This window comes from Chromatiaceae bacterium (genome assembly GCA_024235395.1).
Taxonomy (GTDB): domain Bacteria; phylum Pseudomonadota; class Gammaproteobacteria; order Chromatiales; family Chromatiaceae; genus Thiosocius.
In genome coordinates this window covers 999925-1021260 of sequence record JACKMK010000003.1, presented here as the reverse complement: position 1 = coordinate 1021260, position 21336 = coordinate 999925, and the positions used below count along the sequence as shown (strand labels likewise).

General features: G+C 62.3%; 29 protein-coding genes. 21 read left to right on the top strand and 8 right to left on the bottom strand.

Going from position 1 to position 21336, the window contains the following annotated elements:
- Nucleotides 1–2: 2 nt before the first annotated feature.
- Nucleotides 3–1148, top strand: coding sequence for a GNAT family N-acetyltransferase/peptidase C39 family protein (locus H6955_18105; GenBank protein ID MCP5315479.1), 1146 nt, complete (start codon nt 3–5; stop codon nt 1146–1148).
- On the top strand, nt 1145–2605 hold the full coding sequence (locus tag H6955_18100) for a RimK family protein (protein MCP5315478.1): 1461 nt from the start codon (nt 1145–1147) through the stop codon (nt 2603–2605). The genes H6955_18105 and H6955_18100 overlap by 4 nt, the downstream gene beginning before the upstream one ends.
- Nucleotides 2606–3034: 429 nt before the next feature.
- On the opposite strand, the gene H6955_18095 is transcribed toward H6955_18100, so the two are convergent.
- On the bottom strand, nt 3035–3484 hold the full coding sequence (locus tag H6955_18095; GenBank protein ID MCP5315477.1) for a hypothetical protein: 450 nt from the start codon (nt 3482–3484) through the stop codon (nt 3035–3037).
- Nucleotides 3485–3551: 67 nt separating this feature from the next.
- Between H6955_18095 and H6955_18090 the strand changes: the two genes are divergently transcribed.
- The 15 genes from H6955_18090 (at nt 3552) to H6955_18020 (ending at nt 12068) form a co-directional block, all read left to right on the top strand.
- Nucleotides 3552–3983, top strand: coding sequence for a cytochrome c (locus H6955_18090; GenBank protein MCP5315476.1), 432 nt, complete (start codon nt 3552–3554; stop codon nt 3981–3983).
- A 157-nt stretch (nt 3984–4140) separates the two neighbouring features.
- Nucleotides 4141–4506: a hypothetical protein gene (locus H6955_18085; protein ID MCP5315475.1), complete on the top strand. Its 366-nt coding sequence runs from the start codon at nt 4141–4143 to the stop codon at nt 4504–4506.
- Nucleotides 4507–4725: 219 nt separating this feature from the next.
- Nucleotides 4726–5199, top strand: coding sequence for a DUF4375 domain-containing protein (locus tag H6955_18080; GenBank protein ID MCP5315474.1), 474 nt, complete (start codon nt 4726–4728; stop codon nt 5197–5199).
- Between the two features lie 86 nt (nt 5200–5285).
- On the top strand, nt 5286–5645 hold the full coding sequence (locus H6955_18075) for a hypothetical protein (GenBank protein ID MCP5315473.1): 360 nt from the start codon (nt 5286–5288) through the stop codon (nt 5643–5645).
- Nucleotides 5646–5984: 339 nt separating this feature from the next.
- On the top strand, nt 5985–6323 hold the full coding sequence (locus H6955_18070; GenBank protein MCP5315472.1) for a hypothetical protein: 339 nt from the start codon (nt 5985–5987) through the stop codon (nt 6321–6323).
- Nucleotides 6324–6393: 70 nt separating this feature from the next.
- Nucleotides 6394–6747, top strand: a complete 354-nt coding sequence (locus tag H6955_18065; protein ID MCP5315471.1) for a hypothetical protein — start codon at nt 6394–6396, stop codon at nt 6745–6747.
- An 83-nt stretch (nt 6748–6830) separates the two neighbouring features.
- Nucleotides 6831–7262: a hypothetical protein gene (locus H6955_18060; protein ID MCP5315470.1), complete on the top strand. Its 432-nt coding sequence runs from the start codon at nt 6831–6833 to the stop codon at nt 7260–7262.
- A 140-nt stretch (nt 7263–7402) separates the two neighbouring features.
- A complete protein-coding gene (locus H6955_18055; protein ID MCP5315469.1) occupies nt 7403–7873 on the top strand; it encodes an EamA family transporter in 471 nt (156 codons plus the stop codon).
- Nucleotides 7874–8011: 138 nt separating this feature from the next.
- Complete coding sequence (locus H6955_18050; protein MCP5315468.1) at nt 8012–8530, top strand: LysE family translocator; 519 nt, start codon at nt 8012–8014, stop codon at nt 8528–8530.
- 130 nt (nt 8531–8660) lie between these two features.
- Entirely contained in the window at nt 8661–8951 is a 291-nt protein-coding gene (locus H6955_18045; protein ID MCP5315467.1) for a hypothetical protein, read from the top strand.
- A gap of 146 nt (nt 8952–9097) precedes the next feature.
- Nucleotides 9098–9664: a histidine phosphatase family protein gene (locus tag H6955_18040; protein MCP5315466.1), complete on the top strand. Its 567-nt coding sequence runs from the start codon at nt 9098–9100 to the stop codon at nt 9662–9664.
- Nucleotides 9665–9941: 277 nt separating this feature from the next.
- Nucleotides 9942–10475 carry a hypothetical protein gene (locus H6955_18035; GenBank protein MCP5315465.1) on the top strand — a complete coding sequence of 178 codons (534 nt, stop codon included), beginning with the start codon at nt 9942–9944 and terminating at the stop codon, nt 10473–10475.
- Between the two features lie 34 nt (nt 10476–10509).
- Nucleotides 10510–10944, top strand: a complete 435-nt coding sequence (locus H6955_18030; GenBank protein ID MCP5315464.1) for a hypothetical protein — start codon at nt 10510–10512, stop codon at nt 10942–10944.
- A gap of 147 nt (nt 10945–11091) precedes the next feature.
- Nucleotides 11092–11553, top strand: coding sequence for a hypothetical protein (locus H6955_18025; GenBank protein MCP5315463.1), 462 nt, complete (start codon nt 11092–11094; stop codon nt 11551–11553).
- A gap of 68 nt (nt 11554–11621) precedes the next feature.
- Complete coding sequence (locus H6955_18020) at nt 11622–12068, top strand: SRPBCC family protein (protein ID MCP5315462.1); 447 nt, start codon at nt 11622–11624, stop codon at nt 12066–12068.
- 39 nt (nt 12069–12107) lie between these two features.
- Here H6955_18020 and H6955_18015 read toward each other — a convergent pair whose 3' ends face one another.
- The 3 genes from H6955_18015 to H6955_18005 are packed head-to-tail and all read right to left on the bottom strand — an operon-like array spanning nt 12108 to nt 14249.
- Complete coding sequence (locus H6955_18015; GenBank protein ID MCP5315461.1) at nt 12108–12899, bottom strand: putative DNA-binding domain-containing protein; 792 nt, start codon at nt 12897–12899, stop codon at nt 12108–12110.
- Nucleotides 12892–13746, bottom strand: coding sequence for a DUF692 domain-containing protein (locus H6955_18010; protein ID MCP5315460.1), 855 nt, complete (start codon nt 13744–13746; stop codon nt 12892–12894). Before H6955_18010 ends, H6955_18015 begins: the two co-directional genes overlap by 8 nt.
- 44 nt (nt 13747–13790) lie before the next feature.
- Nucleotides 13791–14249, bottom strand: coding sequence for a hypothetical protein (locus tag H6955_18005; GenBank protein ID MCP5315459.1), 459 nt, complete (start codon nt 14247–14249; stop codon nt 13791–13793).
- A 340-nt stretch (nt 14250–14589) separates the two neighbouring features.
- Between H6955_18005 and H6955_18000 the strand changes: the two genes are divergently transcribed.
- Nucleotides 14590–14862: a YdeI/OmpD-associated family protein gene (locus tag H6955_18000; GenBank protein ID MCP5315458.1), complete on the top strand. Its 273-nt coding sequence runs from the start codon at nt 14590–14592 to the stop codon at nt 14860–14862.
- The gene (locus tag H6955_17995; GenBank protein ID MCP5315457.1) at nt 14859–15308 is read left to right on the top strand and encodes a protein tyrosine phosphatase family protein; all 450 of its coding nucleotides are present in this window, start codon (nt 14859–14861) and stop codon (nt 15306–15308) included. Before H6955_18000 ends, H6955_17995 begins: the two co-directional genes overlap by 4 nt.
- A gap of 76 nt (nt 15309–15384) precedes the next feature.
- On the opposite strand, the gene H6955_17990 is transcribed toward H6955_17995, so the two are convergent.
- Nucleotides 15385–16314, bottom strand: coding sequence for a bifunctional helix-turn-helix domain-containing protein/methylated-DNA--[protein]-cysteine S-methyltransferase (locus H6955_17990; GenBank protein ID MCP5315456.1), 930 nt, complete (start codon nt 16312–16314; stop codon nt 15385–15387).
- Nucleotides 16315–16483: 169 nt separating this feature from the next.
- Between H6955_17990 and H6955_17985 the strand changes: the two genes are divergently transcribed.
- Nucleotides 16484–17500, top strand: a complete 1017-nt coding sequence (locus H6955_17985) for a metal-dependent hydrolase (GenBank protein ID MCP5315455.1) — start codon at nt 16484–16486, stop codon at nt 17498–17500.
- Nucleotides 17501–17588: 88 nt separating this feature from the next.
- The gene (locus H6955_17980) at nt 17589–18407 is read left to right on the top strand and encodes an ion transporter (GenBank protein ID MCP5315454.1); all 819 of its coding nucleotides are present in this window, start codon (nt 17589–17591) and stop codon (nt 18405–18407) included.
- 26 nt (nt 18408–18433) lie between these two features.
- Here the strand turns inward: H6955_17980 and H6955_17975 are convergent, their stop codons facing one another.
- The 3 genes from H6955_17975 to potA are packed head-to-tail and all read right to left on the bottom strand — an operon-like array spanning nt 18434 to nt 21336.
- Nucleotides 18434–19240: an ABC transporter permease subunit gene (locus H6955_17975; protein MCP5315453.1), complete on the bottom strand. Its 807-nt coding sequence runs from the start codon at nt 19238–19240 to the stop codon at nt 18434–18436.
- A 43-nt stretch (nt 19241–19283) separates the two neighbouring features.
- The gene (locus H6955_17970) at nt 19284–20225 is read right to left on the bottom strand and encodes an ABC transporter permease subunit (GenBank protein ID MCP5315452.1); all 942 of its coding nucleotides are present in this window, start codon (nt 20223–20225) and stop codon (nt 19284–19286) included.
- The gene (gene potA, locus H6955_17965; protein MCP5315451.1) at nt 20203–21336 is read right to left on the bottom strand and encodes a polyamine ABC transporter ATP-binding protein; all 1134 of its coding nucleotides are present in this window, start codon (nt 21334–21336) and stop codon (nt 20203–20205) included. Before potA ends, H6955_17970 begins: the two co-directional genes overlap by 23 nt.

Sequence of the window (21336 nt, the reverse complement as noted above, 5' to 3'; positions counted from 1 at the left end):
TAATGGACACAAGTCCCATCCATTCACCGGTTACACCTGCCGTGGTGCAGATCCGCACTGCCATACTCGACGATCTCGAAGGCCTGGTCGCCCTCGAGAACCGCTGTTTCACCGACGACCGGATCAGCCGGCGCCAGTTCCGTCACCTGTTGACCAAAGGCCATACCGCAACGCTGGTCGCCGAGCACGCCGGCGAGATCGTCGGCAGCCTGGTCGTGCTGTTCAGCCGCGGCACGGCGACCGCCCGCCTGTACTCGATCGCGGTCGCGCCGGAGATGCGTGGACACGGCGTCGCGCGCCAGTTGGTCGAGCAGGCCGAGGCCGAGGCGTGGCGCGAGGAACGCGCCTGGATGCGTCTCGAGATACGCAAGGACAATGCCGCATCGATCGGCCTGTTCGAGTCGATGGGTTATCGGCGATTCGGCAGCCATGCCGATTACTACGCCGACCACATGGATGCCTGGCGCTATGAGAAAGCGCTCGACAGCCGCCTGAAACCGGTACTCGACCGGGTCGTCTGGTACGAGCAGACGCTGGATTTCACCTGCGGCCCCGCGTGTCTGATCATGGCGATGAAGTCGCTCGACCCGCAGGTCGAGGCCAACCGGAGCCTGGAACTCAAACTGTGGCGGGACGCGACCACGATCTTCATGACCTCCGGACTCGGCGGCTGCGGGCCCTATGGCCTGGCGCTGGCGGCCGACCGGCGCGGGTTCAACGCCGAGGTCTGGGTCAACGACCCCGGCGTGCAGATGATCGACTCGGTGCGCAACGCGGAGAAAAAAGAGGTCATGGCGCTGGTACAGGCCGACATGGAACAGGAGATCCATGAACGCGGCATCCCGGTGCACCTCGACGTGCTCGATCTGACCGCGCTCGAAGCCGCGTTCGACGCCGGTGCCGTACCGCTGGTGCTGATCAGTTCCTGGCAGATCTACAACGAGAAATCGCCGCACTGGGTCGTGGTCAGCGGATTCGACGAACACTTTGTGTACGTCAACGACCCGCTGGTCGACTACGACGAAGGCGAGACCGCGGTCGATTCGATCAACATGCCGATCGGCCGCTCCCAGTTTGCACAGATGTCACGCTACGGCCGCAAGGGTCTGCAGGCGGTCGTATTGATTACCGCGAGGACAGAGCGATGAGTGACCACCTGATACTGGTCGACAGCATCAGCCAATGGAAGAAGGACTTCCCCGAATACAACGTGGTCGAGGTCCGCGACTACCTGGTCGACCCAAGCTGGTCGAACCGGCGCAACCTGAGAGTGCTCAACCTCTGCCGCGACACCGACTACCACAGCCCCGGCTACTACGCGTCACTCCTCGCCGAGGCGCGTGGCCACAAGATCATCCCCTCGGTGCGTACGCTGCAGGACCTGAGCCGCAAGGCCCTGTACGGCACCGAGCTCGACGACCTCGACAAACGGGTCGACAAGCTGTTTCGGGATCACCCCGCCGAGATCACGCGCTTCGAGGTGCTGGTGTGCTTCGGCCAAAGCGAGGCCAGACAGTTGCGCCAACTCGGTCGCGCCCTGTTCGAGGCCTTCCGCGTACCGCTGATCAAGGTCGAGATGCGGCGCGGCAAGGTCTGGCACATCTCCGGCATTCGCGCGGTAGGCCTCAAGGCCCTGCGACGAAACCAGGAGGCATTCTTCTTCGAATCGATGGCCGGCTACCTGCGTCGGCCATGGCGCTCGGTTCGCGGTCGGCGCAGCATGCGTTACGACCTCGCGATCCTGTACGACCCGGAAGAGAGACTCGCACCCTCGAATCGGCGTGCACTGGCACAGTTCATCCGCGCTGCACGTACCGAAGGGATCGATGCCGAACTGGTCACGGCGCGCGACTTTGGCCGCATTGCCGAGTTCGACGCGCTGTTCATCCGTGAAACGACGAACGTCAATCACCACACCTACCGTTTCGCGCGGCGCGCGGCCGCCGAGGGCCTGGTGGTGATCGACGATCCGGACTCGATCCTGCGCTGCACCAACAAGATCTATCTCGCCGAACTGTTGCACCGACACCGGATCGCCACGCCGGCCAGCGTGATCCTCAGTCGCGAAGAACTCGACCGGGCCGAGCAGGAACTGGGCTACCCGATGGTACTCAAGATGCCGGACGGCGCCTTTTCGACCGGCGTGTTCAAGGTCAAAGACCGCGAAGAGTTCGACGCCCGGGCGGCGCAGCTGTTTCGCGACTCGGAACTGATCCTCGCGCAGGCCTATACACCGACCGATTTCGACTGGCGGATCGGTGTACTCAACGGCGAGGTGCTGTATGCCTGTCGGTACTACATGTCGCGCGGCCACTGGCAGATCGTGGATCACTCCAAAGGCAAACCGCGCGAAGGCGGTTTCGACACACTGACCACCGACGAGGTCCCCAAGGCGGTCATCCAGACCGCGCTCAAGGCCGCAAACGCGATCGGCAACGGACTGTACGGCGTCGACCTAAAGCAGGTCGGCCGCAAGGTGCTGGTGATCGAGGTCAACGACAACCCCAACCTCGATGCCGGCGTCGAAGACAAGATCTCCGGCATCGAGCTGTACCGCCGGATCATGCGCGAATTCCTGCGACGTCTCGACGCACGCGGCCGCTGATCGCTACGGACCATCCGTCGCCCCGGAATCGCGTCATCAGACGTAGACGGTGACCAACGGGCGGCGGCGTCATCGCTCGGCCGCCCCGCTCTGGCCGCAACTGGCGGCGCCATCTGTACCAAGTGCCCCGACTCAGGCGTGCTCAGCGCAACATCGATGCTGGTGGCGCCAGGCAGCGAAGGGTCTGGCACGGCCGCCACAAACCCAGCGTGTGCTAGTCTTCGTTTCGCATCAAAGGAAATACGTGAAATGGACGAATATTCATCGCCTGATCCGGCACTTCCCCGCGCCATCTCTATTACTCATCAAGGGTGTTATACAGAGCCTGCCTATCTCGGTTCAGGACGAAACTGACTACTTAACCGTAAACGCTTGCAACCCGATCCGCCTAGGCAGGTCGAAGAATCTGTGCACAAAATAATGGTCTCACTAGCAAGATCGGTCGTAGTTGCGATGGCGTTGCCTCAGTTGGCAGTCGCGGGCGAGTATTTGAGTGATCTCGAAGTCGAGAAGCTGTTCTCTGGAAAAACCTACTTCGAAGATGCTAGCCAGGATTTCACGTTCAAAACGTACAAGGAATTTCAGTTTCGAGAAGATGGAACAGTGAATTATCGCATCTATTGGACCGATGGTTTGTGGCAAACCGATTTTCCTTGGCGAGTAAAGAAGGACGGGCGGCTTTGCATCCCTAACAATCGTGGCAAAGAAAAATGCAGATTCGTCCAGGTTGATGGTAGAAAGATTTTGCTCTTCAACAAAAAAGGCGAACTCAAGGCTACCTTTACGCCCTGAGAATGAGGTGAAAAACCCGATGCGTTTTCTTGTTGGGGTTATTTCTTCGGCAAATGCGAACATGCTCAGCGCTAACGAGTCGATCAAGCCGTTCGCCTGCAGTTCACTCGGACGCTCAGCACTCCGCTTACCTGAGCATTAGCCGTAAAACGAGATGGATCTGATCAAGAAACTATTCATGCCGCTGTGCCTAAGCGTTTCTGCAATTGCGGTGGCAGATGGCGGTGGCTCGGTCGACGCCCGAGTCAATCTTCAACTCACGGAATCGGAGGCCGTTGAATTTCTTGCCGAAATGCGGAACATGCTGGCTAGTATTCAAGGCATCGTTCTGGGCATCGGCACGGAAGATCGTGAGCTGATCATTCGTTCAGCGCGCCTATCGGGAAATCAAATGGCGAGAAACACGCCCACAGCGGTCCGAGCCAAACTGCCGGAATCCTTCAAAGCGTTGGGCGGCCCAACCCACATGATGTTCGAAGAGCTCGTGATCCGAGCCGAAACCGATGATATGGATACTCTTGCTGAATTCACGGGTGAGCTGATGAAGCAATGCTTGTCTTGTCATGCGCAGTTTAGGGTCAACTAGCAGGTGCGAGGTGCAGCGGCCAACAAGGCGGCCAAGCCGTTCGCCTGCGGCTCACTCGGACGCTCAGCACTCCGCACTCGCTCGGGCACGGCTCCACCATTTTTGCCCGATCAGGCGCTCCATGCTGAACGCCGCTTACCTTGGCAGTAAAGCTCGCATGAAATCCATCTTCAGCCTGTTCATGATTGTTGCAGCTCTTTATGCCGGTTGTGCATCCACGGCTGCAGAAGAATTGAAACAGAACACGATCGGGGAAATGCAGGCAGCGGTGAACAGGATAGAACAAGGAAGGGCGATTTCAGCTACTGAAGCAACGGCAATGGCCAATCTTTACCATCGAAAGCATGTGCACATCGAAAGCGCTGTTGGTCCTCTTGAAGACAAAGGCGATCATTGGGAATCAGTTGTATTTGTTGGCGTCGCGGGCCTCCCGAGAGGCGCGATTCGTATTGAAAAAGCCAGTGGTCGCGTGTCGTCAAACCTGGGGCCGGCGGTTGATGATCCAAAAACGCTTGCCGAATAACCCCAACAGGCACGCTAATCCCGCTCAATGAAGCTGACTCCACCTCCACGGCGGGACTGTTTATGGAAGTAGCGAAAATTCAGCCGAACAAGCGTTCAAGCCGCCTGCGGCTCACTCGGACGCCCAGCACGCCGCGCCCGCTCGCGCATGGTTTCTCCATGATTGCTCAAACGCTGAACCCCAACGGCCGCCGCTTACCTGGGCGTAAGGACTGACAAGATGACCGATCCGATTGAGGTAAGCAAAACCAACTGCGGCGGTATGCCAGCCGATCGGTGGAATGCCTTCCTCCAGTTGCTGACAAGCGCGACGCCTGACGAATTCACGCCCATCCAACGGGTCGCTTACCTCGCGTGGTGGTATAGCAGCGAGATCCTGAATGGGGGCCATGATCAGTATTTTGGCAACAACGCAGTTCTCGATCAGGCCGAAGTGGTCAAGGCCTTAAAAAGCCTGGGCGCAATGCGCCAGAGCGAGGTATTGGGAAGAGCACATGCAGTCAACTCAAGGATGGCGGAAGAGATGCCAAACGACCACTCGGAATTGATCGTTTGGGAAAGAGAGAACAAGTATACGGGAAAAATGGCTGACTTCGATCAAGAGTTCTATGCATGCGAACCGCCCATCGAAACCGAGCTATTGGAAAGCTTTTTGATTCACCACGAGAGCGAATTCATTAGATGGGCGCCGTAAGGCCAAGCCGTGCGGTGCTGCGCTTCTCACACGGAGGGCCGGCGCTCCGCGCTGAGCACCTCTTTCCCTAGGCGTTGGAGGTACGAATGCACAGTCTGAGAGCAGCCCAGATCGTGGAGGTATCCGCCGGGAAACTCGAGAGTCTCACGCTTGAGCATGAGGTCTGGCAGCTTGCCTTTGAGAAAGGCTTGATCGTTGGATCACATGCAGGCTGGAGCCATTATGAACACGATTTTGGCTCGAAGCTCCTGATTGGAAGCCGCGATCTGACAAGTTCAGACAACCCGTTCCAAAGAATGAAAGAGGTCATTGGGGAAGCAACCTGCGAAATGATTTCGTTCAATGCGGTTGGCAATTCCACTCAGCTTGAGTTGCTTAGAGGCAATGATCGGTTGTCGCTCCAGCAGCTTGCCATTTCATCGGCGAACCCGAGATCGTTTGCGTAACCCATGCCGCCGACACCCTGCTTGCAGTGAAGGATGGCAATTGCTCCGGCGACGCGTCGGGTTGATGTGGCCCAGGGGTTTGGTCATGGTGATTTCGCACCATAAAAGGCGGGTGAAGAGACAGGGGATACACGCCTGGCTGTCCCAGGCATCGGAGGCTGTTCCTTTTGCGCTCGGCATACGCTTGACGCTGGAGACCGGATGCAGCCGACAATGCACCCATGTCGTTCGTCACTCTGACCCCTCGGCAGGCCGCGCCTACCCGCGCATTGCCCCGGCATTATCCCGCGTTCATACGCTCCGGTCGGAGCGCCGCCAACCCGGGCATTGTATTTCGACATGATGACAAGACGTTTCCTGATTGCTCTCGTATTGCTGGCGACACCAGCGGCATCGTTTGCCGGGGGAGTGGACGCGATCGTCGTCATTCCTCTCTATGTTGTCTTGTTTGTGCTGTCGATGATCTCGTTTGGCACCGTACGGAAAGCAGCCAAGCTGGGAATGTCAGTGCTGGTCGCCGGTGTATTGGTGATGCTCAACTGGGCCTTTTCGTTCTACATCTACCTCGACTGGCTGGCGAATGCGATCGACGATCTGGGGTTTGCGCTTCTTGTGGCCGCCATCAGTCCTTTTCTCATCGTTCAAGTCGCCAATGTTCTGATACGAGGATCTGAATAGCCAGCCGCGTAACAAAAGACATGACAAGCCCCACAAACCATTGCCTTGCGCCCTACTCCGGCGCTTCGAAGTGATTCGACGCATCCTCAACATCCTGACCGTAGCGGCCGTACTCTTCTTCGGTATCCTGGCGATACTGGCGGCCCCGGCGTTCTTCGATCCCGCGTTCGTGGTCGTGAACAATTCGAGAGAACCGGTGTTCGTTGTCGCAAAATGGCGAAACGACGCGAAGCAGATCGGCAATATTGGCGCAATGTCCTCTTTCGAGTTCAGCCTGGACGCCGAGGCGGCGATTCGGTTCCGGGTCAGCTATCCTGATGGGGCGACGGCCGAGTCCAAACCGATCTACTTCACGAGGGGAACGAAGGTGATTGCCACGATCACCAGCGACGGCGTCACAGTTGGGTACGACCATGAAAACTGACATCGCCGTCTGAACGTCGGGCAACCGCAAGGCCTGTTGACGGGCGATAGTTGTTGAGGCACCAAAGTTTGAAAGGAGTAGTCATGCGCATGGTCTTCGCTGCAGTTGTGCTTTTGCTTACGGCACAGGCGGCATTTGCCACAAACAAGGCAGCAGAGTTCATCTGCAACGAGATCGCCGATGCCGAAAAATATGCGCGCTGCGTCAATAAAGCAGACGCCGTCGCCGAGGGCGCGACGTCCCGCCATCAAACGTCTGGATCGTCTGGCTGGTCCGCTTTCTTTTGGCCGGTCAGTTGGTGGGTCGCCTACTACGCCTTCGGGCTGATTCTTGGCTCATATGTCTATCGCGACGCCAGGCGGCGCGATTGGCTGTTCCTGGCGGTTCGACCTTTCTGGTGGCTGGTTCTGGTGATCCTCGATCCGGCGTTTGGATTGCTGGCGTACTGGTTGGTGCACTACTCGAAGCTGTCGCAAAATTACGCGGAGTTCGTGTCGTCGCAGGAAGGTGGATGATCCGGGCCACCGAATAAGCACACAAACGCGTTCGACCCGCACTGCACGTTGTCCCAGGCTTGGTCGGCCGCTGCAAAGCGTATCGTTCGGATAGCCGGCGGAGATTCGCTCCAATGAGGGCGCCAGAAAAGGAGTCGAGAATGTGGATTCTATATGCCTTTCTCTCCGCCTTCGCGGCAGCGCTGGTGGCGATCTTCGCCAAACTGGGGCTGAGTGAAGTCGAGCCGACTTTGGCAACGACATTGCGCTCGTTGGTCATGGCGGCATTCCTGGTAGCCACGGCATGGACACTGGGAAGGTTTCGAGACTTCTCGATACACACGCTGAACAGCAGAGAATGGGGGCTTCTTGTCCTGGCAGGTGTGGCCGGGGCATTGTCGTGGCTCTTCTATTTCTTCGCACTGCGTGATGGACCCGCCTCCGCGGTGGTTGCGATCGATCGTCTGAGCATTGTTTTCGTCGTGCTTCTGGCGGCCGGGTTCCTCGCGGAGCCGCTCGGTTGGCGGGCGATCGCCGGGGCATCGCTGATGGTGACTGGCGCTTTGTTGATCTCACTGAAACAAGGCGAGCTGTCTCGCCTGTGGATCGATCTGCTAAGGCACGTCAAGTGAGTCGAAAGCCGCACGCTTCGCTCCGAGCCACAGCATTCCGCCTTCCCGGGCGACAGCCGGGTGAATGAGCATTTCACAGTCGCAGCCTGGTTTCTGGCGCTTGCACCGCTGACGTTCAGTCCCGGCCCTGCGAATGTCATGCTTGCCGCCATGGGCGCGGCTTTCGGCCTCAGGGCAACCCTGCCCTTTTTGCTGGGTACCAATGTGATTTGCGTGCTCCAGTCCGTATTGATCGGTTTCGGTATCACCATCGTCGTCAGTGAATCCGAATGGGCCACTGTCGCTCTGAAATGGGCTGGCGTGCTCGCCCTGTTGTTCCTCTCCATCCGTTTCTTCCGATCGAAAGTGGCAAGCGGTGCCGCATCGGAGCCACTGGGTTTCAAGGAGGGCGTTTTGCTGCAGGTGCTCAACGGCAAGTTCCTGCTGATTCCAACTCTGATGTTTTCCCTGTTCTACAATTTCGAAGCAAGCGGCGTCGCGGCGGTACTGGGCTTCACGGGTGCACTGGCGCTGCTCACGCTGTCTGCCAACCTGTTGTGGGTGACCGGGGGCAAGGCGCTGGCCGCGGTGCTGCAGGAGGCATGGTTCGCGAAGTACCAGGGGGTATTCTTTGGTTCCATCCTGCTGGGGACTTCGGTATGGATCGCGATGAACTAGCAGCGCGGCGAAGCGGACCGCAGGCGTCGCGGTCACTACGGGGCGATCCGCACTCCCCACGAGCCGCCGTCTGCTTGAGCACCCAGGCACGGCATGCCGAAGACCAGGGTAACGAACCGGAGGATCGCTCATGTATGCACGCGTCTTTTCATTCCCATCAACGTCGGAGAATCGACCGGCCATTGAAGCGATGGCCGACGATCTGTATGCGTTCACCAGGTCTCTAACAGGATTTGTGAGCGCCACCTACATGGTTTCGGAGGATGAACGTAGATACGCGTCTGTCACCCTTTGGCGATCGAAGGAGGAAGCGGTGGCGGCTGGAGCCTCTATTCGCGAGAAACTGGGGACGGTGCTGGAAGGGCTGGCGACCGCACCACCGGAAACGACCATCAACGAAGTCTACGAACCCAAGCCGTAGCTGCCCGCATGGCGACAAGACAAACAAGCCCCCGGCTCAGGCCGTTCGACTCGCTGCGCCCCTCTGCGTGCGGCGCCACGCATCGCCGTGGTCGAAAGTCCCTTCCCCGCCGAGGCCACCCTCCGGTTTGGTGTAAGCATGCAATCATGCGTGTCCTGTCGATGCTGACCTTGTCGATGGTTGCTTCTTCTGCGGCCGCCGACGAATCGCTGTGGGAACGATTGAAGAGAGAACCGAACATGGTTGTTCTGATGCGCAACGCGGAATCGAGCGGCAATCGCGACGGTACCAATATGCTCGCCTGGGACGCGAGCGGAAATTGTCGGGGCGAGAGCACCCTGACCGCAGAAGGCAGAGCCCAATCGAAACGGATAGGCGCGGTATTTTCGAATCATGGCGTCAGACCGAAGGTCATCAGCTCCCCCATGTGCCGATGCACCGAGACTGCACAGATCGCTTTTGGCGAGTACCTGACAGATCCGGACTTGCGGCAAAAGCCGGTGGGCGATGCGTCCGGAGAAGAGGCCTTCCAGGCCAAAGTGAGCGCGCTGCTCATCGAACACCGCGGCAGCACGCCGATCGTCTTCGTCAATCATCGCCCCAACATCGATGCACTGACGATGGAGTTGATCGACATGGGCGACCTGCTGGTAGGCACCGTCGCCGAAAATGGCGACGTCGAAGTGGTCGGCAAGATCTCGCTCGAACCGTGAACAGGCTGGTGAATGATGTGTTCACGCCAATCGCAACGAACGGGCGCGTGTCCGCCCTCAATGAACGCGGCTCGAACGTGAAAAGGGTCGGGCCGCCTGATTCACCAAGTGCTCAGGAAAACACCCGATGTTCAGTCACATCCCCGGCATCAAACGCGCGGCGTTGATCACTTGCTGTCTGGCGTTCGTGCCAGGTACGGCGTGTGCCTGTGATGGGCCGCAGGAAGTGCGCGTGGCAACGCCCTCGTCGATCAGGTCGTTCATCGACGACAGAAAAATGGACGTGCTGACCTTTACCGGATTTTCCGGCGCCCAATACGAGAACCCCGGTGCAATGATCGCGCACGCTTCACGGCTACTCGACGGTCGAGCCCCCGAAAAGACGTTGGTCAATATCGGTGCCACTGCCGAGGGGATCGGCGCTGTCTACGAGATCGCGAAGCAGAAGGGCTTTACGACGATGGGCATCGTCTCCACGCTCGCCCGCGACGAGCACGTTGCACTTTCGCAGTGTGTCGACTACGTATTCTTTGTCGAAGACGAAACCTGGGGAGGGCGGATCGAAGGGACCGGTCACCTCTCGCCCACATCGACGGCGATGGTGCAAAGCGGCACGTCGTTCGTCGCCATCGGCGGTGGTGACGTCACCAGGGACGAGATGCTCGCGGCACGCCAGGCCGGCAAGCCCGTCATCTTCATCGCGGCCGACATGAATCACCAGATCGCGCGCGAGAAGGCGCGCAAGAAAGGCCGGCCGGCACCTGTTGACTTCAAAGGCGCCGCGCATCGAGCGCTCGCCGAGGTCCCTTGAACCGTTGCAGGCGCCATTTGCGGGAAGAATGTCGATGGAAGAACGCAGATCCACAATAAGCTTCGTCGGTATCGGATTGGGCGCCATCGCCTTGCTGGTGGCCGTTTCCCATTTCTGGGCCGGCCCCTTCTCACCGCAACCGAGTCTTGAGAGGACGGTGGCCGAGAAGGCGGTAGCGATCAAGAATGCCACCATCGCTGCGCTGAAGGGCGAAAAGGTCGAGGAGGCAAGTGCACCCAGAGCGATCGATCTCGATCAGGGGCTCCGTATCGCCACGGGGATTCTGGGCGGCCTGGCGATCATCCTGGGTGTTGTCGGGTTTGCAAGGAAAGAATCGGTCCGCGCTGCCGGCGGCGCCGCAGTCCTCGGCGGCATCGCCATGGCCTTCCAGTTTGCCGTGATGGCGCTGGGCGCGATCGTCGTCGCCATTCTGATCGCCGCGGTCATCTCGCAGATCGGCATAGGGTGAGATACGCCTTGTTGGCGGCGAGGCGTTTGTTGCCCCACACCTGGACACGCGAAACACCTGCCGCCGCTGTGCTGGTCGCGACTCGGCTGCAAGCGCCGTACGGTGTCCCGGACGTCACTTGACTCGTCGTTGATGAAGAAATCGCCAATGAATAAGCTGCTCGCGATCTCCATCGCTGTATGTTGTTCCGTTGTGATCGGTGCGGACATGATGAACATTGAGTACGAACGCCACGAGTTTCACGGTGAACCGGAACGACGCCATGCCGAACTCTCGGTACTGGTGTACGACATTCCCTACTTCGGCGCCTGCGGCATCTTTCCTCCGCTGCACATCGCCAACCAGATCTTCCGATCCGGCGGTAGCCAGGGCGGCATGAGTCCCGGCGCGACCTGGCGCCCGTTCGATGTGAGCCAGGCCGAGTACGAGGCGTTGCTGCACACCATCGAGCGGCTCGACCCCGGCACCCTTGGCGAACAGGCGCGCTACACCCGGGTGAAATTCGAACGCGATGCGGATTTCGATCAGATCCCGGATTGGGAGTCCTGGCTGATGGCGGTCTGTGAGAAACACCGCGACAACTATCTGCGCAGGCAGGGCGGCTCCTGACCTGGCGCGGTAGCGGTTTTCCGCAGCGGCGGCTCGGGCATCCCGATAGATCAACTGAGGAATCGAACATGGCGACCAGCAGCGTCAGGCTACACCGGGTACTCCGCGCAACACCGGAGCGCGTCTATCGTGCGTTTCTGGACGCCGACGCGATGGCCAAGTGGCTGCCACCGAACGGTTTCACGGGCAGGGTTCACGCCCTCGATGCCCGGGTCGGGGGTACCTACCGGATGTCGTTCACGAACTTCACGACCGGTCACAGCCATACCTTCGGCGGCGAGTACCTCGAACTCGTGCCGAACGAACGCATACGACATACCGACAGCTTCGACGACCCGAATCTGCCGGGGGAGATGCAGACCACGATATCGATCAAACAGGTCGCGTGCGGCACCGAGCTCGACATCATCCAAGAGGGGATCCCCGAGGCCATTCCCGCAGAGGCCTGCTATCTCGGTTGGCAGGAATCGCTCAACCTGCTGGCACAGCTCGTCGAGGCGGAGATTACCGACTAGCCGCATCGACGCGGCGTGGGCCCACGGCGCGCCCGTCGCCTACGGCCACTGAAGGCCCTGGATCAGGCCCTGGTCCATCCAGTCGAGAAGCTGCTGTAGCGCGATCTGGCTGATCGTCGTGTCGGCCTGGTCGCTCACCAGCATCTCGCACAACGCGGCAAACCGGGTGCCCGACATGGCTGCCTGCAGCAACGCCACCTCGTCATGCGGCAGCGATCGAAACTGCGACAGGCGGTCCTCGCCGCGCCACAGCAACCAGGTCGTGCCCGTATCATGGGTCGCGCCGGGTGGCGTATCGGCGTGCTTCAATGCCTGCCAGATCGCCACCGCGTTGGTCCGGGTCTCGAACATCCGGACGCTGGGATGAAACACCAACCGCAGCTCCGGCCAGTGCGCCGCCGGCACCGATCTAAGGTCATCCCGCGAGGCGAACGGCGCATCGGCAGCATCGAAGACGTTCATCAGCTCGCGCTCGAACCGCGCCAGTTCTGCGAGTACCGGCAGGCCGTCGTACGGCGCGTGGCGCCGCAGAAAGACCGGTAAACCATCGCCGAAATGGCGCAGCGAGCGCACCCGCGACGGCGATGCCTGGATGTAGTTGTCGCACAATGACGCGAACTGTTCGTCGCCGAGATAGGCGGCGAGCATCTCGTGATCGTTCTCGAGACACTGTGCCAACCGTACCCGGTAGGCATTCGCATAGATCGACAGGCGCGCCTCGGCCGTCAGCGGCGGCTGCTCCGCGACCAGGGACAGGGCGGTGGCATCCGGTCGCTGCAGGTGCGCCATCAGGCGCTGTTGCAACACGGCGAGGGGGACCGCGTCAGCCATGTGCCGTCTGTGCCTGCTGCGCCGCGAGGACCTCTTCGGCGAACGCTCGCGCCATCGACAGCTCGGCCTCCAGCTCGGTGAACGCCGGGATGTTGTCGTCGCGCTCGATCATCGTGCTGACCCGGCCGAAGCGCTGCACCGCTTCGCGGTACAGGCACCAGACCGCGTCGCACACCGCGTGGTCGTGCGTGTCGATCAGGTGGTCGCCATTGTCGGTGTGCCCGGCGAGGTGGATCTGCCTGACCCGTTCGGCCGGTATGCCCGCGAGGAAGGCGCCGGGTTCGAAGCCGTGGTTGCGGGCACTGACGTAGATGTTGTTCACGTCCAGCAGTAACAGACAGTCGCTGCGCTGCAGGACCTCGGCGATGAACTCCCATTCGGCCAGTGCCGAATGCCGGTACGTGAGGTAGCTGGAGACGTTCTCGATCAGGATCTGGCGGCCGAGGAAGTCCTGCACCCGGGCGATGCGATCGCTGACATGGGCGATCGCCTCCTCCGTATAGGGCAGCGGTAGCAGGTCGTGGCTGTTGACACCACCGACACCGGTCCAGCAGAGATGGTCGGACACCCACTCGGGCTGGACGTCTGCGGCGAGGGCCTTCAGGTCGCGGAGATAGCCGATGTCCAGTGGGTCGGCGCTGCCGATCGACAACGAGACACCGTGCAGGACCACCGGGTAATGCTCGCGTACGGCACGCAGGTAATGCCGGGGCTTGCCACCGGCGACCATGAAGTTCTCGGAGATCGCCTCGAACCAGTCGATCCGCGGCAGCGTGTCGAGCACGTACTGAAAATGCTGGGTACGCAGGCCCAAGCCGAATCCCAGGTCGTGTCGGTTCTGCGTCATCTGCCGCGGATCGATCGAAATGTCGGGGCTTCGAACTACTGGGCTCAGCCCAGTTTGCCGCCGACGTCCTTGCAGGCCTTGGAGGGCATCAGCACGAAGCCCGTGCCCTTGCAGCTCGCATGACTCGCGCAGGCGTTCTTCGCGGTCTTGCAGTCGTTGTGGCCGGCGCAGGCATTCACGCCGTGGCACTGGCTGAGATCGGCCTTCGCGACCTTGCCGCGCCAGTCGTCGCGTACCGTGCCGCCAATGTCGCCACAGGCCTTGGTGGGCATTGCGACAAACCCGGTGCCCTTGCAGCTGGCGTGTCCGGCGCAGGCGTTCTTCGCGGTCTTGCAATCGTTGTGGCCGCCACAGGCGTTCACGCCGTAGCAGTGACCCATCTCGACCGATGCCGTGCTCGCGGAACCGCCGCTGGTGGGATTGCTCTGGCAGCCTGCCAGCATGCCGGCCGCGGCGAGCGCCAGCGCAACACCGCTCGCCCTCGCGGGAACTTTGTCTTTCATTGAAGTACTCCTCCTGTTTTCGACTTACACCCCACCAGCCAACGGCTCAGGCGCGGCGGGTCCGACTGGACTGGTGCCAGTGATTGTCGAGACCGAACGGCGTGGCGGAATATTTCATCGCGCGTGGGATGGGCGAAGACGATGGCACGGCGGCGCACGGGTTCATCGGCCGCGTTCTCGGACACGATGCGGCGACCAGGGTCGCACCGCTCCGGGTCTCCGGTGTCGGCGGTGCGAAGCTTGGTTATGCTTGGGCTGCGGCGACACCGCGATGCCCGGCTGAACGCCTTCGGGGACGGGGTCCGGCCTGCTCGCGGCACCGATTGTCAGAGGAATCACCATGGCCGCAGATCTTTCGAGGCTGAAACGTCAGCGACAACCGATGCCCGCCTTCGTCAAGGATGCCCTGACCCGGACGGGCCTGATGGATGCCTACCGGCGACGCCCCGCGTACCAGCGGAACGACTACCTGAGGTGGATCGGCCAGGCAAAACTGGTCACCACAAGGCGGCGGCGCCTGTCGCGCATGCTGAACGAACTCGAAGCGGGTGGTGTTTACATGGGGATGGCGCATCCGGCCTCTGCCCGCCATGACACCCAAAACGAGCGATGAGTCTTCGCAGCATCAACAACTACATCCGGGTATCGGACAGGATCGCCTCTTCGGGTCAGCCCGAGGAGATGCAATTCAGGACCATCGCCGAGGCCGGCTTCCAGGTCGTGATCAACCTGGCGATGCCGAATTCGGAGAACGCCCTGCCCGACGAGGGCCATATCGTGACCGCGCGCCGCATGGCCTATGTGCACATTCCGGTGCCGTTCGGCGCCCCGACCGTCGAGCACCTGAGGCAGTTCTGTGGCGTCATGCAGGCCTTTGCAACCCAACGCTGCTGGGTGCACTGCGTAGTCAACAAACGGGTTTCGGCATTTCTGTACCAGTATCAACGCCTCGTCCTCGGTCGCTCGGACGCGCAGGCACGCGGGGCGGTCCTGCCCGGCTGGGAACCCGACGCCGCCTGGCAGCGCTTCATGGCCTATGGCGCCGACGACGTCTGGTGATTCTCGTGGCGCGCATGGCGCGGGGGGCCTGGGAGCGGTGAGCCGACACACCGGAGCCGGCCCTGGACCACGAACCTCAGACCGGTCTAGATCCATCGACGGATGCTGGCGCCTCCGCCGCATCGTCGGGTGACGCGGTGTGCGCCGCCTCCCAAGCACAGATCGCGGTCTTGCGTTCGGTGCCCCAGTGGTAGATGCCGAAGTCGCCGGACTCGCGCAGTATCCGGTGACAGGGGATAAGGAAGGCGATCGGGTTGCGCGCGACCGCGGTACCGACCGCGCGCGCAGCGCGCGGCCTGTGGAGCAGTGCAGCCAGTTGACGATAGCTCAGCAGACCGGCGAACGGCACCTGCAGCAACGCGCGCCACACGTGGACCTGGAAGTTGCTGCCCGCCACCCAAAGCGAGAGGCCGTCCGCGGCGCGTTGTACCGGGCGCTCGAACACGCGCTGCAGCAACGCCGCCGCAGCCGGGTCGTCCCGCAACAGGCGCGCCTCGGGCCACTGCGGGCGCAGCGATTGGAGCGCGGCGTCGTGATCCGCGGCGTCCACGAACGAGAGGTGGCAGATGCCGCGCGCCGTAAACGCGATAAACCCCGGGCCGAACGGCGTGTCACCACAGCCCCAGTGGATATCGATTCCGGCCGCCGCACGCCGGTATTCGCCCGGCGACATCGCCTCCATCGTGACGAACAGGTCGTGCAGCCGTCCCGGTCCGGACAACCCGGCGTCGAGCGCCAGATCGAGCAGATCGCCGGTCTGCGCCATGCGCCGCTTCGCGTACTCGACGGTCAGGTACTGCACGAAGCGCTTAGGGCTGATCCCCGCCCAGCGGCTGAACAGCCGCTGCAGATGGGCCTCGCTGAGACCGATCTCTGCCGCGAGATCGGCAAGCCGCGGCTGCCCGGCCGCATGCGCGCGCAGGTAGCCGATCGCCTGCTCGATGCGCGCATAGTCGTCATCCGCCCGCTCGGCGTGCGACACACGAGGTTTGCCGTCCGTCACCATGACCCGGACTCTAGCGCCCGGCGGGTTCCGGGCCCACCCGATTCTTGCGCCACAGCGAGGGCGATGGCCCCTTCTACCCTGTTGTTTGCCCCCTGATCCGATCGGCGCGGTGCGGCTCGCCGCTTTATGCTGTCCAATCGGGCAGGGCCGGCACAACAGGGGTACAGGCTTGGATTCGGTAACGCAGGCGGCGCTCGGCGCCGCGATCGGGGTCGCGGTGATGCACCGGCATCGCCCGGTCTGGCAGTCGGCACTCGCGGGGGCACTGATCGGCACCCTGCCCGATCTCGACGTGTTCATCGACAAGGGCGATGCGGTCCGCGACATGGTGCTGCACCGTGCCGAGACCCACGCGTTCTTCTGGCAACTGCTGGTCTCGCCGCTGCTCGCCGGCGTCCTCGCCTGGCTCACCCGGACGCGCGAACTGTACGGCCGCTGGTGGCTGCTGGTGATCCTGGGCCTGGTCACGCATTCGATGCTCGACGCGATGACGGTCTACGGCACCCAGGTCTGGCTGCCGTTCAGCAACCGGCCCGTCGGCCTGGGCAGCCTGTTCATCATCGACCCGCTCTACACCCTGCCATTGGTCGTTGGCGTGGTCGGCACGCTGGTGTGGCGCCGCGGAGCGCGCTGGCGCTGGAACCTGGCCGGGCTGCTGCTGTCGACGCTGTATGCCGGCTGGTCGGTCGCCGCGCAGGCGTACGTCACCGAGCGGGTGCGCGCCGCACCCGAGGCCGCGCAACTCGACGAGCGGCGTATCCTGGTCACGCCGACGCCATTCAACACCCTGCTGTGGCGCATCGTGTTGGTCACGGAGGATCACTACTACGAGGGTTTCCGTTCGCTGCTCGACCCGCCCGGCGCTATCGCATTCGAGCGCTACGAACGCGGCGCGGTCCTCGACCGGCGCACGGCCGGTTTCGGTGACGCCGACCTCATCCGACGTTTTTCCAGGGGTTTCTATGCGCTCAGCGACGACGGGCACCGGATCCGCATCACCGACCTGCGCATGGGGCAAGAACCCTACTACCCCTTCTCGTTCGCGTTCGCCGAGCATCACAGCGAGCCGCTGGTGCCGATCGAACCGATCCGCCACCGCAGCCGCCTGCCGATCGGTCCCGGAATGCACTGGTTGTGGCAGCGCATCCGCGGTCTCCCGGTCGTGACACCGCGCGAGCAGGCCTGACGCTGAACCCCGGCCGACGACATCTGTCATACCCGGGGTTTCACATTGTCGTTTACCGGGCCGAGGGCCCGTTTCGCCGGGAGGGGTCGTGGTTCAGCAGTCGGGATCTAGGCGGGCACTCGGTGCCTGGATCGAATCGCCGCGGGTACAGCGGATCATCGTCGCACTGATCATCATCAACGCAGTCACACTTGGCCTGGAGACATCGGAGCCGGTGATGGCGGTCGCCGCCGGCTTGTTGAAGCTGATCGATCACACGCTGCTCGGCGTGTTCGTCGCCGAGATCCTGGTCAAGCTGTATGCCTCCGGCATCCGCTTCTTCCGCAACCCGTGGAACCTGTTCGACTTCTTCGTCGTGGGCATCGCGCTGGTGCCGTCGAGCGGACCGCTGACGGTGCTCCGCGTGTTGCGGGTGCTGCGGCTGATCTCGATGGTGCCGCGCTTTCGCTTCGTCGTCGAATCGCTGCTGCGCGCGATCCCGGGCATCCTGTCGATTGCCGGCCTGCTGCTGATCCTGTTCTATGTCGCCGGTGTGATGGCCACCGGCCTGTTCGGCGAACAGTTCCCGCATTGGTTCGGCACACTCGGTGAGTCGATGTACAGCCTGTTCCAGATCATGACGCTGGAAAGCTGGTCGATGGGCATCGCACGACCGGTGATGGACGTGTATCCCTGGGCCTGGGCCTACTTCGTGACTTTCATCCTGATCGCGACCTTCACGATGCTCAACCTGTTCATCGCGATCATCGTCAGCACGATGCAGTCGATGGTCGAGGAACAGAAGGACCGGGAGACCGCCGAGATCGGCCAACTGGTGCACGGCGAGGGCCTCGAACTGCACGCCGAGCTGCGCGCGATGCGTGCCGAGATCGCCGGGCTGCGCACACTGCTGCAGCGCCGCGCATGACGCAGCACGCCGGCCTGCCCGGATGATCAATCGGCGTTTGCACGCCGCTGCATCGATATGCCGGCGATCACGATACCGATCGTGACCAGCACGACCAACAAGGTCGCCAGTGCGTTGATCTCCGGGCTTACGCCGAGTCGCACGCTGGAATAGATCACCATTGGCAGGGTGGATGCACCGGGCCCCGAGGTGAAACTGGCGATCACCAGGTCGTCGAGTGACAGCGTGAACGCGAGCAACCAGCCGGCCGCCAACGCGGGAGCGATCAGCGGCAGCGTGATCACGAAGAACACTTTCCACGGCCGCGCCCCGAGATCCAGTGCGGCCTCTTCCAACGACGGATCGAGGCGCACCAGGCGCGACTGCACGATCACCGCGACATAGGCCATCGAGAACGTGATATGCGCGATCGTGATCGTCGTGATGCCGCGTCCGGTCGGCCAGCCGATCAGCTGCTCCATCGCCACGAACAGCAACAGCGAGGCGAGCCCGAGGATCACGTCGGGCATCACCAATGGCGCCCCGACCATCAGCGCCAGCGCCGCGCGACCGCGAAAACGTCCGAAGCGCACGAGGGCGACGCCGGCAAGGGTCCCGAGCACGACCGCGATGGTCGCGTTCATCACCGCGATCCGCAGGCTCACCCACGCCGCCCCGAGCAGCTGTTCGTTGTGCAGCAGGCTCACATACCACTTGGTCGAAAAACCCGCCCACACCGTCACCAGGCGGGATTCGTTGAACGAGTAGACGATCAGCGACACGATCGGCGCATACAGAAACGCATAGCCGAACGCCAGCAGACTGAACACCAGGGTCGAACGCCGGCGCGTCATCGCGCGCGGGTCCTGCGGTCGCACCGACGGGTACATGGCCGGTTCACGACGCCTCCTGCCCCTTCTCGCGGAACCGCTCGAATAGCATCACCGGCGCGACCAATAGTGCAAGCAATGCGACCGCGATCGCGGCGGCGACGGGCCAGTCGCGGTTGTTGAAGAACTCGGTCCACAGCACCTTGCCGACCATCAGGCTGTCCGGACCGCCGAGCAGATCCGGGATCACGAACTCGCCGACCGCCGGCACGAACACCAGCAGCGACCCGGCGACGATACCCGGGATCGACAATGGCAGCGTGATCCGCCAGAACGCGCACAAAGGCCGGCAACCGAGGTCGGCGGCGGCCTCCAGCAGGCTGTCGTCCATGCGCGAAAGGGTGGCGTACAGCGGCAGCACCATGAACGGCAGGTAGCCGTAGACGATGCCCAGGTAGACCGCGAAATCGGTATGCAGCAACTGCAGCGGCTGGTCGATCAGACCGAGCCCGAGCAGCAGGTTGTTGATCAGGCCGTTGCCTTTCAAGATACCGATCCAGGCATACACGCGGATCAGGAAGCTGGTCCAGAACGGCAGGATCACCAGCATCAGCAACGGCACGCGCAGACTCGCCCGGACCCGCGTGATACCCAGCGCCATCGGGTAACCGAGCAGCAGACACAGCAGCGTCGATACCGCGGCGACCCGGATCGAATTGACGAACGCGTCGAGGTACAGGCTGTCCTGCCAGAGCAGCATGAAATTGGCGAGGTTGAGTCGCACCTGCAGCAGGCCGTCCTCGGCCCACTCGATCAGGGCGGAATACGGCGGCAGACCGATCACCACCTCGGACAGACTGATCCTCGCGATGATCAGGAACGGCAGACCGAAGAACAGGCCGAGCCACAGCAGCGGGACTCCGGCGACCGCACCGCGCCCGGAGGTCAGACGCTGACGCAGGCCGCGCCGTGCGCGCCGCCAGACGTCATTCAAGGAGGGCGACGGCATCGTCCGCGTTCCAACCGATCCAGGCCTGGTCACCCCAGGTCAGCGGCGCCGCCGCGCGGCGAGCGCGATTGGTGAGTTGCGCCTCGACCAGCGCACCACCCGGGACCCGCACGTGATAGATCGACACGTCGCCGAGATAGGCGATCTCCTCGACCTTGCCCGACAGGCTGTTGTCGCCGGGCGGCGGCCGGTCGGTCGTGATACGCACCTTCTCCGGCCGCACGGCGACCACCACCGGCGTGCCGGGACCGACCGACTGCTGGGTGTGTACGCGCAGCTCGGCACCGGCCGCATCACTGTGTACCACCAGCAGATCGTCGGCCTGCTCGAGCACGCGCCCGTCGAACTGGTTCACCGCACCGATGAAGCCGGCGACGAAGCGGTTGCTGGGGTACTCGTAGAGCTCCGTCGGCGTACCGATCTGGCGGATGCGGCCCTCGTTCATCACCGCCATGCGGGTCGACATCGTCATCGCCTCTTCCTGGTCATGCGTGACCATCACGAAGGTGATACCGAGCCGTTCCTGGATATTGACCAGTTCGAACTGCGTGTGCTCGCGCAGCTTGCGATCGAGCGCGCCGAGCGGTTCGTCGAGCAGCAACAGCTTCGGATGCCTGATCAACGACCGGGCCAGCGCGACCCGCTGGCGCTGTCCGCCCGACAGCTGATCGGGCTTGCGTTTCGCGTAGTCGGCCAGGCGCACCAGTTCGAGCATTTCGGCGACCCGCTCGCGGATCTGTACGCGCGGCAGCCCCTGCTGGCGCAGGCCGAAGGCGACGTTGTCGGCGACCGTGAGATGCGGGAACAGCGCATACGACTGGAACATCATGTTGACCGGTCGTCGGTACGGCGGCAGCTCGGTCACGTCCTCGCCGCCGATCAACAAGCGCCCGCTGTCCGGTGTCTCGAAGCCGGCCAGCATGCGCAGCAGCGTGGTCTTGCCACAGCCCGAAGCACCGAGCAACGAGAAGAACTCACCCGGGTAGATCGCCAGCGAGACGTCGTCGACCGCGTAGTGCTTGCCGAACGTCTTGGTGACGTTGCGAATCTCGACCAGCGGCGCGGCAGAGGGATCCTGCCACGCCTCCAGTTCCGGACGCGGACCCGCCAT

Coding starts and splice junctions, on each gene's coding strand:
- H6955_18105 (MCP5315479.1), top strand. CDS start 3: ATGGACACAAGTCCCATCCATTCACCGGTTACACCTGCCGTGGTGCAG.
- H6955_18100 (MCP5315478.1), top strand. CDS start 1,145: ATGAGTGACCACCTGATACTGGTCGACAGCATCAGCCAATGGAAGAAG.
- H6955_18090 (MCP5315476.1), top strand. CDS start 3,552: ATGGATCTGATCAAGAAACTATTCATGCCGCTGTGCCTAAGCGTTTCT.
- H6955_18085 (MCP5315475.1), top strand. CDS start 4,141: ATGAAATCCATCTTCAGCCTGTTCATGATTGTTGCAGCTCTTTATGCC.
- H6955_18080 (MCP5315474.1), top strand. CDS start 4,726: ATGACCGATCCGATTGAGGTAAGCAAAACCAACTGCGGCGGTATGCCA.
- H6955_18075 (MCP5315473.1), top strand. CDS start 5,286: ATGCACAGTCTGAGAGCAGCCCAGATCGTGGAGGTATCCGCCGGGAAA.
- H6955_18070 (MCP5315472.1), top strand. CDS start 5,985: ATGATGACAAGACGTTTCCTGATTGCTCTCGTATTGCTGGCGACACCA.
- H6955_18060 (MCP5315470.1), top strand. CDS start 6,831: ATGCGCATGGTCTTCGCTGCAGTTGTGCTTTTGCTTACGGCACAGGCG.
- H6955_18055 (MCP5315469.1), top strand. CDS start 7,403: ATGTGGATTCTATATGCCTTTCTCTCCGCCTTCGCGGCAGCGCTGGTG.
- H6955_18050 (MCP5315468.1), top strand. CDS start 8,012: ATGCTTGCCGCCATGGGCGCGGCTTTCGGCCTCAGGGCAACCCTGCCC.
- H6955_18045 (MCP5315467.1), top strand. CDS start 8,661: ATGTATGCACGCGTCTTTTCATTCCCATCAACGTCGGAGAATCGACCG.
- H6955_18040 (MCP5315466.1), top strand. CDS start 9,098: ATGCGTGTCCTGTCGATGCTGACCTTGTCGATGGTTGCTTCTTCTGCG.
- H6955_18035 (MCP5315465.1), top strand. CDS start 9,942: ATGGACGTGCTGACCTTTACCGGATTTTCCGGCGCCCAATACGAGAAC.
- H6955_18030 (MCP5315464.1), top strand. CDS start 10,510: ATGGAAGAACGCAGATCCACAATAAGCTTCGTCGGTATCGGATTGGGC.
- H6955_18025 (MCP5315463.1), top strand. CDS start 11,092: ATGAATAAGCTGCTCGCGATCTCCATCGCTGTATGTTGTTCCGTTGTG.
- H6955_18020 (MCP5315462.1), top strand. CDS start 11,622: ATGGCGACCAGCAGCGTCAGGCTACACCGGGTACTCCGCGCAACACCG.
- H6955_18015 (MCP5315461.1), bottom strand. CDS start 12,899: ATGGCTGACGCGGTCCCCCTCGCCGTGTTGCAACAGCGCCTGATGGCG.
- H6955_18010 (MCP5315460.1), bottom strand. CDS start 13,746: ATGACGCAGAACCGACACGACCTGGGATTCGGCTTGGGCCTGCGTACC.
- H6955_18005 (MCP5315459.1), bottom strand. CDS start 14,249: ATGAAAGACAAAGTTCCCGCGAGGGCGAGCGGTGTTGCGCTGGCGCTC.
- H6955_18000 (MCP5315458.1), top strand. CDS start 14,590: ATGGCCGCAGATCTTTCGAGGCTGAAACGTCAGCGACAACCGATGCCC.
- H6955_17995 (MCP5315457.1), top strand. CDS start 14,859: ATGAGTCTTCGCAGCATCAACAACTACATCCGGGTATCGGACAGGATC.
- H6955_17990 (MCP5315456.1), bottom strand. CDS start 16,314: ATGGTGACGGACGGCAAACCTCGTGTGTCGCACGCCGAGCGGGCGGAT.
- H6955_17975 (MCP5315453.1), bottom strand. CDS start 19,240: ATGACGCGCCGGCGTTCGACCCTGGTGTTCAGTCTGCTGGCGTTCGGC.
- H6955_17970 (MCP5315452.1), bottom strand. CDS start 20,225: ATGCCGTCGCCCTCCTTGAATGACGTCTGGCGGCGCGCACGGCGCGGC.
- potA (MCP5315451.1), bottom strand. CDS start 21,336: ATGGCGGGTCCGCGTCCGGAACTGGAGGCGTGGCAGGATCCCTCTGCC.